We start from the raw sequence: 13,798 nt of genomic DNA on the forward strand, positions 1-13,798 counted from the left end.
GTCGCGGCCGGGCCCGGTCGTGCGTCACAGGTAGCGCAGCGGGTCGAACTCGTCGAGGGGGATGATCCGCAGACGCGGCAGCTGCACGTTGAAGGCCTGCACGTCGGTCTCGAGGTCGAACGTCTGCAGGCCGCGTGCCGTCAGCCCCGCGAGGGCCTGGCTCGTGAACTCGCGGAACGCGAGCAGGCCGACCTGCCGCCCCGCGTCGACCAGGTGCGTCACCTCGGGCGCGAAGTCGCCGTCGTGGCTCGCGAGCAGCACGTCGCCCTCGCGCAGCGCGATCGCCTCGAGCGTGCGCTTGATGCCGATGTCGACGACCTTCTCGTACGACTCGCCCGACAGCGGGATCGGCACGAACCCGATCGCCGTGAGCGCCTGCACGAACGACATCGGCAACGAGCCGTTCGAGGCGTTGAGGAAGAACAGCGCCTTGACCGGCTGGTCCCACGCCTGCTGCGCGAACGTCAGCACGCGCTCCCAGCGCGGGCGCTGCTCGGGCGTCGGGCGACCGCCGAGGATCGACGACCCCAGGGTCGCGTCGATGTTCTCGCCGTCCACCAGCAGGTAGGTGGTCCCCGTCGCGCTCATCGTCCCAGCGTAGACGTGCCGCCCCGCCCGGCACGCGCGCCGCGCACGCGGCCGGGGTGACATGATTCCTCGCGCGGCGAGGAGCGCCCCCGTGCCGCGGGCGCCGACGCCGCGCGGTCGGTGCGAGGGGGTGGACGGTGCACGACGAGCGTCGCGACGGTGCGCCCGCCCTCGGTGCGGACGCCGGGCCCGACGTCCGCGCGTCCGCCGAGGCGTGGGAGGCGCTGTTCCGCGCGCAGGTGACGCTCGTGCGGCGGTTCGCGCGCGACGACGTCTGGGGCGACCTGTCCATGCGCGAGTACGACGTGCTGTTCACGCTGTCGCGTGCGCCGGGCCGGGCCCTGCGTCTGCGCGAGCTCGCGGCGTCCAGCCTGCTGACCCAGCCGAGCCTGTCGCGGCTCGTCGACCGGCTCGAGGCCGACGGCCTCGTGCGGCGCGGCCCCGTCGAGGGCGACCGCCGCGGGACCGCCGTGCACCTCACCGAGACCGGCGCTCGCCGTCAGCGCGAGGTCGGGCGCCGGCACGTGCGCTCGATCGCCGCGCTCGTCGGCGGCGCTCTCGAGCCGGACGAGCTCGCGACGCTCGAGCGCCTGTGCACCAAGCTCCGCGTCGCCCAGCAGGACCTGCCCGACCCCGGCGCGACGACGCCGGACGCGCCGTCCGACCTCTGACCTGCGCGGGCGTGTGGGGACCTCCGGCCCACGCCGCGGCCGCTCTCGCCAGGAAGCATGGTGGACGGACCGGTCGCAAGGGGACCCCGGTCCGCAACCGAGCGGCGAAGGAGGGGACGATGCGCATCCTGCTGGCAGTGGCGTCACGTCACCACGGCACGTGGGAGATCGGCGAGGTGATCGCCGACCGGCTGCGTGCCCGGGGGCACGCGGTGGACCAGCGCGCACCCGAGGACGTCGACACGGTGACGGGCTACGACGCCGTCGTGCTCGGGTCGGCCGTCTACACGGCGCACTGGCTCCCCGTGGCGCGGGACCTGGCCGCGCGGTGCGCGGACGGCCTGCGCGAGCGGCCGGTGTGGCTGTTCTCGTCGGGTCTGGCGACCCAGCCCGCGAACTCGGCGAACTCGCCGCTCGAGGTGGCCGCGCTGCGCGACCGCGTCGGCGCCCGCGGGCACCGGCACTTCCGTGGCCGCCTGGACCGCTCGGTGCTCTCGTTCACCGAGCGCGCGATCATCGCCGGCGGGCGTGCCCGCGAGGGCGACCACCGCGACATGACGGCCGTGGCCGCGTGGGCCGACGAGGTCGCCGACCAGCTCGCGACCCTCGCCGTCGACCTCCCCGAGGCGATCAGCCACCCGGTCTGAGGGCCGGCACCCGGCGGGCGCGCTCGGCGTCCGTGCTCGGCCGTCGTGCTCGGGGTCCGAGCCCGGCGTCCGTCAGGACGCGCGGACCGCGTGCTCCCGCTGACGGCGCACGCCGCGCAGCTCCGCCGCGACCGCGGCCGTCGACGGCCGCTGCGCGGGGTCGGTGCGCGTCATCGCGCGCAGCAGCGCGGCCATGTCGCGGTCCAGGTCGTCCGTGATCCGTGGCCCGTGCAGCAGCCGTGCGAGCGAGGCCGTGAGCGGGTCGCCCGGGTAGGCGCGCCGTGCCGTGAGGCACTCGAGCAGCACGAGGCCGAGGGAGTACACGTCGCTCGCGGGCCCCACGGGCTCGCCGAGCGCCTGCTCGGGGCTCTGGTAGCTCGCGGTCGCGCGGTCGTCCGTCGCGTCCGGCGAGCCGCCCGCGTCCGACGCGGCGATCCCGAAGTCGGCGAGCACGACGGGCACCGCGGGCGCGTCACGCCGGCCCGACGTCGGCGCCGTGTGCGCGACCAGCACGTTCGACGGCTTCACGTCGCGGTGCACGACGCCCGCGCGGTGCGCGTGCGCGAGGCCCTGCGCGAGCTGGTGCCCGACGTCCGCGGTCGTCGCGACGTCCAGCGGGCCGTCGGTCACCAGCTCGCGCAGCGTCCGCCCCTCGACGAGCTCCATCACGAGGAACGCGACGGGTCCCGTGCCGGGCAGGACGTCCGCGCCCACGTCGAGCAGCGCGACGAGCGCGGGGTGCGCGAGGTCGGCGAGCACGCGTGCCTCCTGCGCGTAGCGCCGTACCTGGTCGGGGTCCGCGTCGGCGAGCCGGAACAGCTTGACTGCGACCGGTCTGTCGAGCCGCACGTCCAGCGCGCGGAACACCTGCGCGGAGCCCCCCTGGCCCAGCGGGGTGCCGAGCACGTAGCGCCGCGCCAGGCGCGGTGCCGCGTGGCGTCCGGTGCGCGTCACGGCGTGGTCATCGCTCTCGGGGTCTGCCTCTCGGTGTCCGGCCGGTCGGTCGTCCGGGTGCGGTCGCGCCCGGCGGCGTCGTGCCGGGGCGAGGTCGTGCGCGGTGCGCGGGGCACCACGAACGACGGTAGGACCCGCCGGGCGGCCCTGCACCCGGAGGTGCCCGCGCGGCGGTGGCGAGGGGCGGGTGAGACGCGGCGCGTCCGAGGGGCGTCGGGCCGCCGACGGCCGGGCCGACGAGGTGACACGGCGTCGCGACAACGTCACGTGGTGAGCGGGCCCGGTCGACCTGACCGGCCCGCGGCGCGGTGCGATGATCGGACCGTGCCCCCCGTGACGCCCCCCGCCACCGCCCTGACCACGACGGCCGGCCTCGCGCCCTACGACGCCGTCCTGCTGTTCTCGTTCGGAGGCCCCAACGGTCCCGACGACGTGCTGCCCTTCCTGCGCAACGTGACCGCGGGCAAGGGCATCCCCGACGAGCGGCTCGCCGAGGTCGCCGAGCACTACCACCACTTCGGCGGGCGCAGCCCGATCAACGAGCAGAACCTTGCGCTGCAGGCCGCGCTGCGCTCCGAGCTCGACCGTCGTGGCCTCGACGTGCCGGTCGTGTGGGGCAACCGCAACTGGGAGCCGTACACGCGCGACGCGCTCGCGGAGCTGCACGCCGCGGGCGCGCAGCGCGCCGTCGCGCTCGTCACGTCCGCCTACTCGTCGTACTCCGGGTGCCGCCAGTACCGCGAGAACCTGTGGTCGTCCCTGGACGCGCTGAGCGTGCAGGTCGGCGCACCCGAGGGCACGCACCTGGTCGACGTCGACAAGTGCCGCTCGTACTTCAACCACCCCGGGTTCGTGCAGGCGAACACCGACGCCGTGGTCGAGGCCTACGCGGGGTTCGACGCCGACGCGGCGTGGCCCCGTCTCGTGTTCGTCACGCACTCGATCCCCGAGACGATGGAGGAGGCGTCGGTCGTCGCCGGCGCGTCGTACCGCGAGCAGCACCTCGACGTCGCGCGCAGCGTCGCCGCCGCGGCGTCCGAGCGGCTCGGGCGCGAGGTCGAGTGGGACCTCGCCTACTGCTCGCGCTCGGGCCCGCCGAGCCAGCCGTGGCTCGAGCCCGACGTCAACGACCACCTGGAGGCGCTGTCCGCGGCCGGCACCACGTCGGTCGTGCTCGCACCCATCGGCTTCGTGTCCGACCACATGGAGGTCGCGTTCGACCTCGACACCGAGGCGCTCGAGACGGCCGCAGAGCTCGGCATGACGGCCGTGCGTGCCGACTCGGTCGGCGTGCGCGAGCCGTTCGTGCGCGGCCTGGTCGACCTGCTCCTCGAGCGCGCGGCGATCGCACGCGCCGACGACGCCGGCGAGCCCCGCCCCGCGCAGGAGACGGTCGGCGCGCTGCCGCCGTTCCGCTCGATCTGCGCGCCGGGCTGCTGCCGGCAGCGCGCGGGCGTCGACTCCGGACTGCCCGCGGCGTGCTCCGAGGACCCCTGGTCCTGACGGCGCCGAGCCCACCACCCGACCGCCCGCACGACCCGACGGAGACCCCGTGACCAGCACGCCCACGCCCACGCCCGACGCCGAGACGCTCAACGCGACCATCCGTTACACGATGTGGTCGGTGTTCGCGGTGGACGCCCCCCTGCCGGCCGACGCGGCCGTCCGCGCCGCGGTCGTCGCGGACGCCGAGCGCGCGGTCGGCGCGGACGCCGAGCTGGTCGTCCGCGGCTGGTACGACGTCGCGGGGCTGCGCGCCGACGCGGACCTCATGGTCTGGTGGCACGCCGAGACCGTCGAGCAGGTCCAGGCGGCGTACCACCGGCTGCGTGCGAGCGCGCTCGGCGCGCACCTCACGCCCGTCTGGTCGGTCGTCGGGCTGCACCGCCCCGCCGAGTTCAACCGCGCGCACGTGCCCGCGTTCCTCGCGGGCGAGCCCGCGGGGGACTACATGTGCATCTACCCGTTCGTCCGCTCCTACGAGTGGTACGTCCTCCCGGACGACGAGCGTCGCGCGATGCTGCACGAGCACGGCGCCGCGGCACGCGACTACGCCGACGTGCGTGCCAACACGGTGTCGTCGTTCGCGCTGGGCGACTACGAGTGGCTGCTGGCGTTCGAGGCGTCCGAGCTGCACCGCATCGTCGACCTCATGCGTGAGCTGCGGGCGACGCAGGCGCGTCTGCACGTGCGCGAGGAGGTCCCGTTCTACACGGGTCCGCGCGTCGCGCTGGGGGAGTGGGTCGAGCGCCTGCCGCGCGTCTGACCCCGGACCGGCCGTCGCCGGGAGGTCCCGGGCGCCGCGGTGCTGGACGGGACGGTGCAGGACGGGACGGTGCAGGACGGGACGGTGCCACCCGCACGCGTGCGGCGACGGCACCGTCCCGTCCCCGTCTCACGGGTAGAGCCCGCGGATCTGGTGCGCCTCGGCGACCCGGCGCACGCCGATCGTGAGCGCCGCCTCGCGCAGCGTCACGGACTCCGCGCGGGCGAGCGCGGACACGGACGCGTGGCTCGCGAGCATCCGCTGCTCGAGGCGCTCGGCGATCTCCTGCTCGGTCCACCAGTACGCCTGGTTGGCCTGCACCCACTCGAAGTAGCTCACGACCACGCCGCCGGCGTTCGCGAGGATGTCGGGGACGACCACGACGCCGCGCTCGGCGAGCACGCGGTCGCCCTCGCTCGTGGTCGGCCCGTTGGCGCCCTCGACGACCCACCGCGCCTTGACGCGCCCGGCCGTGTCGCCGTCGATCACGCCCTCGACCGCCGCCGGCACGAGGACGTCGACGTCCAGCGCGAGGAGGTCGGTGTTGCTCACGGCGTCGGCGTCGCCGAACCCCGTCACGGTGCCGGTGCCAGCGACGTGCTCGAGCAGCGCCGGGACGTCGAGCCCGTCGGCACGCTGCACGCCGCCGTACTGGTCGCTCACCGCGACGACGCGAGTGCCTGCCTCGTGCAGCAGCCGCGCGGCGTGCGAGCCGACCTTGCCGAACCCCTGCACGGCGGCGCTGACCTCGGCCAGCTCCACGCCGTCCGCGCGCAGCGCCGCGCGCGCGGTGTGGACGACGCCCTGCGACGTCGCGGTCGGGCGCCCCAGCGACCCGCCGACGGCGAGCGGCTTGCCGGTCGTGACCGCGGGGATCGTGAAGCCGCGGTTCACCGAGTAGGTGTCCATGACCCAGGCCATGGTGCGCTCGTCGGTGCCGATGTCGGGCGCCATGATGTCCCGCTCGGGTCCGATCATGGGCATGATCTCGCTCGTGTAGCGCCGCGTGACGCGTTCGAGCTCGGCCGCCGAGTGCGCGTGCGGGTCGATCGTGACGCCGCCCTTGGCGCCCCCGTACGGCACGTCGACGACCGCGCACTTCCAGGTCATCCACATCGCGAGCGCCCGGACCTCGTCGATGTCGACGCCGGGCGCGTAGCGCAGCCCGCCCTTGCCGGGCCCGCGCGAGATGTTGTGCTGCACGCGGTAGCCGGTGAAGACCTGCACGCGGCCGTCGTCGCGGCGCAGCGGCACCGCGACGCGCATCTCGCGGCGCGGCGTCGCGAGGACCTCGTGGAGGCCCTCGTCGTACGAGAGGATCTCGACCGCGCGCGCCAGCTGGTGCTGCGCGGTCGCGAGCGGGGCGGACGAGGCGGGAGGGTCGTCGGGCTCGGGGGAGCGGTAGTCGTGAGGCATGGGCCCACCCTGGCACGGGCGCGCCGCACGGTCGCGTCGTCGTGGCCGGTGGCGACGGCCCGTCGCCACCGGCGTCGTCCCAGGTGCCGTCTCTCAGGCGGAGGCGCGCACCACGAGCTCGGGCGCGAAGATCAGCGGGTCGCCCGCGGGTGCGCCGTTGAGCTGGTCCAGCAGCCGCGCGCCGGCGGCGCGGGCCATGGCGATGACCGGCTGGATGACGCTCGTGAGGGGCGGGCTCGTGGACGCCGCGACCCCCAGGTTGTCGTAGCCGACGACCTTGACGTCCCCGGGCACGTCGCGGCCGAGCTCGGTGATGACGCCGAGCGCGCCGGCCGCCATGAGGTCCGAGGCGATGAAGATGCCGTCGACGTCCGGGTGGGCCGCCAGCAGCTCGCGTGCCGCGGTGGCGCCGGAGGCGATCGTGAAGTCGCCGTGCACCACGGCGGACTGGTCGAGCCCGGCCGCGGACATCGCCTGCCGCCAGCCCGCGAGGCGGTCGATGCCGGCGGACATGTCCTGCGGACCGGCGATCGTGCCGATGCGACGGCAGCCGCGGTCGACGAGGTGCTGCGTCGCGAGGCGTCCGCCCTCGGTGTTGTCGGTGTCGACGTACTGCACGTGCTCGTCCGGCGCCGACAGCGGGCGCCCGACGAACACGTTCGGCACGGCGGACGCGAGCAGCGCGCGGTCGAGCTCGTCGTCGCGGTGGTGCGACACCACGATCGCGCCGTCGACGTGGCCGTTGCGCAGGTAGCGGATGGTGCGCTCGCTCTCGCCCGGGCGGGCGATGACGAGGACGACCTGGATGTCGGAGTCCGCGAGCGAGGTGCTCAGCCCGTTGAGGGTGCCCGCGAAGAACGGGTCGGAGAGCACGCGCTCGTCGGGCTCGGGGACCACGAGCGCGATCGAGTCCGTGCGTCGCGTGACGAGGGAGCGTGCGGCGCGGTTGGGGGTGTAGCCGAGGTCGGCGACGGCGGCCTCGACGGCCGAGAGCGCCTCGGGGGAGACCCGCAGGCCACCGTTGATGGCGCGGGACGCGGTGGAGCGCGAGACGCCTGCGCGTTCCGCGACCTGCTCCAGCGTGGGAGCGGCGGGACGGTGCGACTCGCCCCGCGTGCCGAGGTTGTTGACCACCGAGGTCTTCCTCCTGTTGCTGCCAGGCGACGGTGCCTGTGCACTGTCACGCTTCGCGCGCGGTGACGCACGCGTGAGATTACCTCCCGGCCCGGGGCGAGCGTGGGAAGCGCCCCGGGCCGGGTCGGGCTCAGCCCTTGACGGCGCCCGCCATGATGCCTGCCACGAGCTGGCGGCCGGCGAAGACGAACAGGATGATCAGCGGCAGCGTGATGAGGAAGACGCCCGCCATGACCAGCGAGTAGTCCACGAAGTAGTTCGCCTGCAGCAGGCGGACCGCGACGGGCAACGTCGGGTTGCTCTGGTTGAGCACGATCGACGGCCAGAAGAAGTTGGTCCACTGCGTGACGAACGTGAACAGCGCGAGCATCGCGGCGGCCGGGCGGGCCGCCGGCATGGCGATCGACCAGAACGTCCGGAACATCGACGCGCCGTCGACGCGCGCGGCCTCGATGAGCTCGTAGGGCAGCGCCTCCTCGAGGTACTGCGTCATCCAGAACACGCCGAACGCGGTGACCAGCGCCGGCACGATGACCGCCTGCAGGGTCCCGATCCAGCCGATCTTCGCCATGATGATGTACAGCGGGATGACGCCGAGCTGGGTCGGCACGGCCATCGTCGCGATGACGAAGACGAGCAGCGGTCGGCGGCCCTTGAACGTCAGCTTCGCGAACGAGAAGCCCGCGAGCGTCGAGAACAGCACCGTCGTCGCGGACGTGAAGAGCGCGATGATCAGCGAGTTGCCGAACGCCTTCCAGAAGTCGAACGCGTCGGAGTTGATGACCTTCGAGAAGTTCTCGAACAGGCTCGCGTCCGGCAGCAGCTGCGGCAGCGAGCTCTGCGCGATCGCGACCGGGTCCGACGAGCCGAGCAGCAGCGTGTAGTACAGCGGCCCGAGGCCGATGAGCACGGCCACCCCGAGCAGGACGTACGTGACGACGCCGGGACGGCGGTCGTACCCGCCGACCTTGCTGCGGCCGGCCCGACGGGCGGCTGCACGCGCGGCGCCGGCGCCCGCCGTCTGGCGGGTCGTGGGGACGGAGCTCATGCGGACCTCCTCGAGGAACGGGCGGCAGCGCGTCGCTGGCGACGGGTGCGCGTGGTGGTGCGGTCGGCACCCGACGTCGAGATCCGGTTGGTGATCGCGAAGTTGATGAAGCCGATCACGACGACGATGAGGAACAGGAGCCAGGCGACCGCCGCGGCGCGTCCCAGGTTCCGCTGCGTGCCCCAGCCGACGTCGTAGAGGTAGAGCGTGGTGGTCATCCACTGCTGGGAGGACCCGCCGCGGCCCGCCTCGTCGAAGACGCGGGGCTCGTCGAAGATCTGCAGGCCGCCGATGGTCGACGTCAGGACGACGAAGATGATCGTGGCGCGGATCTGCGGGATCGTGATCGAGAAGAACTGGCGCACGCGGCCGGCGCCGTCGATGATCGCCGCCTCGTAGAGCTCGCGCGGCACGGCCTGCATCGCGGCGAGGAAGATCAGTGCGTTGTAGCCGGTCCACCGGAAGTTGACCATCGAGGCGATCGCGACGTGGCTCGCGAGCGCGTCGACGTGCCAGCGGATGGGTTCGATGCCGAAGAACCCGAGGGCGCCGTTGATGAGACCCGACTGGTCGGCGAACATGCGGCCGAAGATGAGGCCGACCGCGACCGGCGCGACCACGTAGGGCAGCAGCACGCCCATGCGCCAGAACGTCTTGGCGCGCAGGTTCTGGTCCAGCAGGGCGGCGATGACGATCGCGACGAGCACCTGCGGCACCGAGGACAGCAGGAAGATCGAGAACGTGTTGCGCAGCGACCGCCAGAAGGCCGGCTGCGCGAAGATGTCGGTGAAGTTCTGGAACCCGATGTAGTCGCCCTGCCCGCCCAGCAGCGACCACTGGTGGAGCGAGACGTACGCCGTGTAGACCAGCGGGAACAGGCCCGTGATGGCGAACAGGATGAAGAACGGCGAGATGTAGAGGTACGGGGACAGCTTGACGTCCCAGCGGGACAGCCGCTGGGAGAAGCCGACCCGGCGCGGCGCGCGGGGCGTGCCCGCGGGCGCGATGCGCTCGGGCGCCGGTGACTTGACGGACATGACGGACCTCGTGGGGGTGGTGACCCGCGTGCGGGGGCTCAGGGTCGCGTCGTGCCCGCAGACCCTCGGACGTCAGATGGCGGACCGTGCGGTCACACCGGAGGGCCGGCCGGGGACCGTGTCTCAGGTCCCCGGCCGGCCCGGTGGGTCACAGACCCAGGTTGTCGTACGCCTGGACCGCGCTCGTCCAGCCCTGCTCGATCGACTCCGACTTGTCGATGTCGACCCGGTTCAGCGCGTCGCCGACCGTCTGGTGGATCTGGAAGTAGTTCGGGCCCTTGAACGGCGTGACGTCGATCGCCGCGGCACGCTTGGCGAAGATCTCACCGACCGGCGCGTTGTTGAAGAAGTCGTTCGTCGCGGCCGTCAGGTCCGCCGAGTCCCAGGCCTCGACCTGGCTCGGGAAGGTGCCCGCGTTGAGGAACGCCTTGATCTGCGTCTCGGGCGAGGTCAGCCACTCGGCGACCTTCTTGGCCTCGTCGACGTTCTTGCCCGTCGACGGGACCGTCAGGTACGAACCGCCCCAGTTGCCGCCGCCGCCGGGGAAGACGTCGGCGACGTCCCAGCCGGTGATGCCGCCGGCACGCTCCTCGATGGGACCGGTCATCCAGGCGGGGCACAGCATGGTCGCGAAGCCGTTCTTCTGGAACGCGGCGTCCCAGTCGCCCGACCACTGGCCGAGGTGCGCCGAGAGGTCGGCCGAGGCGTTGAGCGTGGCCTCGTACAGCTTCTTGACGTCCGCGTTGTCCGCGAGGGGCTTCGGCGTGCCGTCGCTCTCCTCGTACGCGTTCTCCAGCTGGTTGACCATGCCCTGGTAGATGGACGACGCCGAGTCGAACCAGGCGACGTCGGGGGACTTCGACTTGAACTCGCGACCGGCCGCGAAGTAGCTGTCCCACGTGGCGTTGTCGCCGCCGAGGAGCTCCTTGACCGACTCGCGGTCCGAGGGCAGGCCCGCGGCCTCGAACAGGTCGGCGCGGTAGCAGATGCCCTCCGGGCCGATGTCCGTGCCGTAGCCGATGAGCTTGCCGTCGGCCGTCGTCGCGGCCTTGACCTTCCAGTCCTCCCAGCGGCCCTCGACGGCCGAGTCCGTGAGGTCGGCGAAGGCGTCGGAGCTCTGGACGAGCTCGGGCAGCCAGTCGACCTCGATGGCCTCGATGTCGGCGAGGCCCGAGCCACCGGCCGCGAGCTTCGTCGTGAGGTTGGTGCGGGCGTCCTCGGACTTCGCGGCCCGCGTCTGCTTGACGACGACGTTCGGGTTCGCCTCGGTGTACTCGGCGAGCAGCTCGTCGGTGTAGCCGAAGTCGTTGAACGTCGCGACGGTGATGGTGACCTTGCCGTCGGCGTCGGTCGAGCCGCCGTCGGTGGAACCGCCGTCGTTGGAGCAGGCGGTCGCGAGCAGCGAGACGCTCATGACACCCGCTGCGAGCGCCCACGTCCTGCGTGTGGTCTTGCGCACTGTGACTCCCTTGTCAGTCGGACGGCGACACCGCCGTACGTCGATCCGCCCGGTGCCGCGCGTCGTCGACGTCGGGCATCGTGCGTGGGGTGGTCGGCCCCGTCGTGGGTGCGCTCTCGCCGTGATTGCGGGAGCGTTCCCACGCACTGCGGGACACCTTGCTGCGCCAGATGGTCAGGTGTCAAGGAGCGGGGATCGCGTCACCGTCGTGGTAGCGGTTCCATCTGAGCGTCGTTGCTGGTCACAGCGATTTCCCACGACTCCCACGTTACCCAATCGTTACGGCGTTCAGCCGTTCGTGACCTTCGCCCGCGGGGCGCTCGGGGGTCGTCCGCTCAGGTGGTCTGCGCGTGGCCGTCGGCACCGCTCAGCCACCGCGCCGCGACGGCCTGCTCGGTCGCCAGCGCGGCGCGCACGGCGCCCCCCGCGGCCTCCTCGACGGCCGCCGCGAACAACGGCACCGCGGCGCGCACCTCGCCGTCGTAGACGACCCGGCTCGTCCCCGGTGCCACGGGCTCGAGCGTCGTGCGGCCGGTGACGCGCACGGGTGCGCCCGCGATCTCGACGACCACCGTGCCCGCCCGCGCGCCGTCCTCGCGGGCCGCCTCCCAGGCCTCGACCTGGCGCACGTCGATCCGGTCGCCCACGAACGCCCGCAGGTGCGCGGGGATCTGACCCGTCGGCAGCTGGCGGCGGGTCGTGACGGTGAACGCGCCGTCGACCGTGCCGGTCACGTCCACGTGCTGGTCGACCGCGCCTGCCTCGCGGACCTTGGCGGCGACGTAGGCCGGGTCGGCGAGCAGGCGCGCGGCGCCGTGCGCGTCGGTGGGCAGGTCGATGGTCACGTGCAGGTGCACCGCGGGCTCCCCGGGCCGATGGTGACGGTGCCGCGCGACGGCGCGGACCCCTCGACGGGTCGAGCCGTGGCCGTCCCCCCGGTGCGTCGCCGCGGTGTGGACCCGTCGCGTCGAGCCTAGCCGTCGCTGCGTACCCTGGTGCGCGTGTCCACGCTGAGCGACCTGGTCGCGCGCCACGGTGCGCTCGAGCCCGCCGACCTCGAGTGGCTGCACCTCCTGGTCGGCGACTGGCAGGTCGTGTCCGACCTGGCCTTCGCCGACCTGGTGCTGTGGCTGCCCACGACCGACGACGACTTCGTGGCGATCGCCCAGTGCCGCCCGTCGACGGGGGCGACCGTGCACTACGACGACGTGGTCGGCTCGCACCCGCCCGAGGGGCAGCGTGCGCAGCTGCGGCGCGCTCTGGACGAGCGGGCGGCGCAGCGCTCGCGCGAGCCGCGCTGGTTCGGCTCCTACGCGGTGCGCGAGGAGGCCGTGCCGGTCGTGCGCGGCGGCCGGGCGATCGCGGTGCTCGCGCGGCAGACGAACCTCGGCGGCGCCCGCACGCCCTCGCGCCTCGAGCTCAACTACGTGGAGGCCGCCGACGACCTCGTGGGCATGATCGCGCGGGGCGAGTTCCCGTCGCCCGACGCGCCGACCGGTCCGCGCCGCGGCGCGCCGCGCGTCGGGGACGGGCTCGTGCGCCTCAACGCCGAGGGTGAGGTGCTGTACGCGAGCCCCAACGCGCTGTCGTGCTTCCACCGGCTGGGTGCGCTCGGCGACCTCGTCGGGCGGTCGCTCGTCGAGGTGACGTCGGACCTCATCGAGCAGGACGCGACGGTCGACGAGTCGATGCCGCTCGTGCTCATGGGGCGGGCGCCGTGGCGCGTCGACGTCGAGGCGCGCGGCGTCGCGCTGTCCCTGCGTGCCGTGCCGCTCACCGAGGGTGCCCAGCGCACCGGCGCGGTCCTGCTGTGCCGCGACGTCTCGGAGCTGCGGCGGCGCGAGCGCGAGCTCATCACCAAGGACGCGACGATCCGTGAGATCCACCACCGCGTGAAGAACAACCTCCAGACGGTGGCGGCGCTGCTGCGGCTGCAGTCGCGCCGCATGAGCTCGCCCGAGGCGCGCGACGCGCTCGCCGAGGCCATGCGACGCGTCGCGACCATCGCGCTGGTGCACGAGACCCTGTCGCAGACGCTCGACGAGAGCGTGCCGTTCGACGACCTCGTCGGGCGGAGCCTGCGGCTCGCGGCGGACGTCGCGACCGCGGGTGCGCACGTCCGCACCACGGTGCGCGGCTCGTTCGGCGCGGTGCCGGCCGAGGACGCCACCGCGCTCGCGCTCGTGCTCACCGAGCTCGTGACGAACGCGGTCGAGCACGGCCTGGCCGGGCGCGAGCAGGGCACGGTCGAGATCGTCGTCGAACGCGAGGGCAACCGCCTGCGGGTCGAGGTGGTCGACGACGGCGCGGGCCTGCCCGAGGGCAAGGGCGCCGGCACCGGGCTGGGCACGCAGATCGTGTCGACCCTGGTCCGCAACGAGCTGGGCGGCTCGATCGTGTGGCGGTCGGGCGACAGCGGCGGCACGTCGGTCGTCATCGAGGCCGTGCTGCGGCAGGGACGGGACGCGGCGACGGTCGCCTGAGCCGGGGGAGGTCGTGGTCGACCGTCACCCGACGAGGGTTCGGAGCGGCCAGGTGGTCCCGCACGATCGGGTCCCCTGACGCCCGAGCGTGGTGC

At 73.6% G+C, this 13,798-nt stretch carries 13 protein-coding genes; 5 read left to right on the plus strand and 8 right to left on the minus strand.

The genetic code is table 11. The annotated features are described in order from the left end of the window. Nucleotides 1–24: 24 nt before the first annotated feature. On the minus strand, nucleotides 25–588 hold the full coding sequence (locus E4A51_RS01285; RefSeq protein WP_046528804.1) for an NYN domain-containing protein: 564 nt from the start codon (nucleotides 586–588) through the stop codon (nucleotides 25–27). Between the two features lie 137 nt (nucleotides 589–725). On the opposite strand from E4A51_RS01285, the gene E4A51_RS01290 reads away from it, so the two are divergent. Beyond that, nucleotides 726–1,259, plus strand: a complete 534-nt coding sequence (locus E4A51_RS01290) for a MarR family winged helix-turn-helix transcriptional regulator (protein WP_134850678.1) — start codon at nucleotides 726–728, stop codon at nucleotides 1,257–1,259. Nucleotides 1,260–1,378: 119 nt separating this feature from the next. Continuing rightward, nucleotides 1,379–1,906: a flavodoxin domain-containing protein gene (locus E4A51_RS01295; protein ID WP_070320274.1), complete on the plus strand. Its 528-nt coding sequence runs from the start codon at nucleotides 1,379–1,381 to the stop codon at nucleotides 1,904–1,906. Nucleotides 1,907–1,978: 72 nt separating this feature from the next. Here the strand turns inward: E4A51_RS01295 and E4A51_RS01300 are convergent, their stop codons facing one another. After that, nucleotides 1,979–2,860: a serine/threonine-protein kinase gene (locus E4A51_RS01300; RefSeq protein WP_070320275.1), complete on the minus strand. Its 882-nt coding sequence runs from the start codon at nucleotides 2,858–2,860 to the stop codon at nucleotides 1,979–1,981. Nucleotides 2,861–3,193: 333 nt separating this feature from the next. Here E4A51_RS01300 and E4A51_RS01305 point away from each other — a divergent pair, with 333 nt between their 5' ends. Together E4A51_RS01305 and hemQ are read left to right on the plus strand one after the other, a co-directional pair. Next, nucleotides 3,194–4,363 (plus strand): ferrochelatase, encoded by a 1,170-nt coding sequence (locus E4A51_RS01305; RefSeq protein WP_240696333.1) that lies wholly within the window; start codon nucleotides 3,194–3,196, stop codon nucleotides 4,361–4,363. Nucleotides 4,364–4,412: 49 nt separating this feature from the next. After that, a complete protein-coding gene (gene hemQ / locus E4A51_RS01310) occupies nucleotides 4,413–5,126 on the plus strand; it encodes a hydrogen peroxide-dependent heme synthase (RefSeq protein WP_070320276.1) in 714 nt (237 codons plus the stop codon). Nucleotides 5,127–5,255: 129 nt separating this feature from the next. Here the strand turns inward: hemQ and E4A51_RS01320 are convergent, their stop codons facing one another. From E4A51_RS01320 to E4A51_RS01345, 6 genes are all read right to left on the minus strand, one after another. Further along, a complete protein-coding gene (locus E4A51_RS01320; RefSeq protein WP_070320277.1) occupies nucleotides 5,256–6,542 on the minus strand; it encodes a Glu/Leu/Phe/Val dehydrogenase in 1,287 nt (428 codons plus the stop codon). A 93-nt stretch (nucleotides 6,543–6,635) separates the two neighbouring features. Beyond that, nucleotides 6,636–7,676 carry a LacI family DNA-binding transcriptional regulator gene (locus E4A51_RS01325; protein WP_046528798.1) on the minus strand — a complete coding sequence of 347 codons (1,041 nt, stop codon included), beginning with the start codon at nucleotides 7,674–7,676 and terminating at the stop codon, nucleotides 6,636–6,638. Nucleotides 7,677–7,806: 130 nt separating this feature from the next. Beyond that, nucleotides 7,807–8,724 carry a carbohydrate ABC transporter permease gene (locus E4A51_RS01330; RefSeq protein WP_046528797.1) on the minus strand — a complete coding sequence of 306 codons (918 nt, stop codon included), beginning with the start codon at nucleotides 8,722–8,724 and terminating at the stop codon, nucleotides 7,807–7,809. After that, nucleotides 8,721–9,761: a carbohydrate ABC transporter permease gene (locus E4A51_RS01335; RefSeq protein ID WP_046528796.1), complete on the minus strand. Its 1,041-nt coding sequence runs from the start codon at nucleotides 9,759–9,761 to the stop codon at nucleotides 8,721–8,723. The genes E4A51_RS01330 and E4A51_RS01335 overlap by 4 nt, the downstream gene beginning before the upstream one ends. 148 nt (nucleotides 9,762–9,909) lie before the next feature. Continuing rightward, nucleotides 9,910–11,220, minus strand: a complete 1,311-nt coding sequence (locus tag E4A51_RS01340; protein WP_046528795.1) for an ABC transporter substrate-binding protein — start codon at nucleotides 11,218–11,220, stop codon at nucleotides 9,910–9,912. Nucleotides 11,221–11,555: 335 nt separating this feature from the next. Beyond that, nucleotides 11,556–12,077, minus strand: coding sequence for a DUF2505 domain-containing protein (locus E4A51_RS01345; protein WP_070320279.1), 522 nt, complete (start codon nucleotides 12,075–12,077; stop codon nucleotides 11,556–11,558). A 144-nt stretch (nucleotides 12,078–12,221) separates the two neighbouring features. Between E4A51_RS01345 and E4A51_RS01350 the strand changes: the two genes are divergently transcribed. After that, nucleotides 12,222–13,703, plus strand: a complete 1,482-nt coding sequence (locus tag E4A51_RS01350) for a sensor histidine kinase (RefSeq protein ID WP_134850680.1) — start codon at nucleotides 12,222–12,224, stop codon at nucleotides 13,701–13,703. Nucleotides 13,704–13,798: the final 95 nt, after the last annotated feature.

The organism is Cellulomonas sp. HD19AZ1 (assembly GCF_004535805.1).
Classification (GTDB): domain Bacteria; phylum Actinomycetota; class Actinomycetes; order Actinomycetales; family Cellulomonadaceae; genus Cellulomonas; species Cellulomonas iranensis.

Bases quoted from the DNA above. Each gene is read 5' to 3' on its own strand.
- E4A51_RS01285 (WP_046528804.1), bottom strand. From the start codon at position 588: ATGAGCGCGACGGGGACCACCTACCTGCTGGTGGACGGCGAGAACATC.
- E4A51_RS01295 (WP_070320274.1), top strand. From the start codon at position 1,379: ATGCGCATCCTGCTGGCAGTGGCGTCACGTCACCACGGCACGTGGGAG.
- E4A51_RS01320 (WP_070320277.1), bottom strand. From the start codon at position 6,542: ATGCCTCACGACTACCGCTCCCCCGAGCCCGACGACCCTCCCGCCTCG.
- E4A51_RS01330 (WP_046528797.1), bottom strand. From the start codon at position 8,724: ATGAGCTCCGTCCCCACGACCCGCCAGACGGCGGGCGCCGGCGCCGCG.
- E4A51_RS01335 (WP_046528796.1), bottom strand. From the start codon at position 9,761: ATGTCCGTCAAGTCACCGGCGCCCGAGCGCATCGCGCCCGCGGGCACG.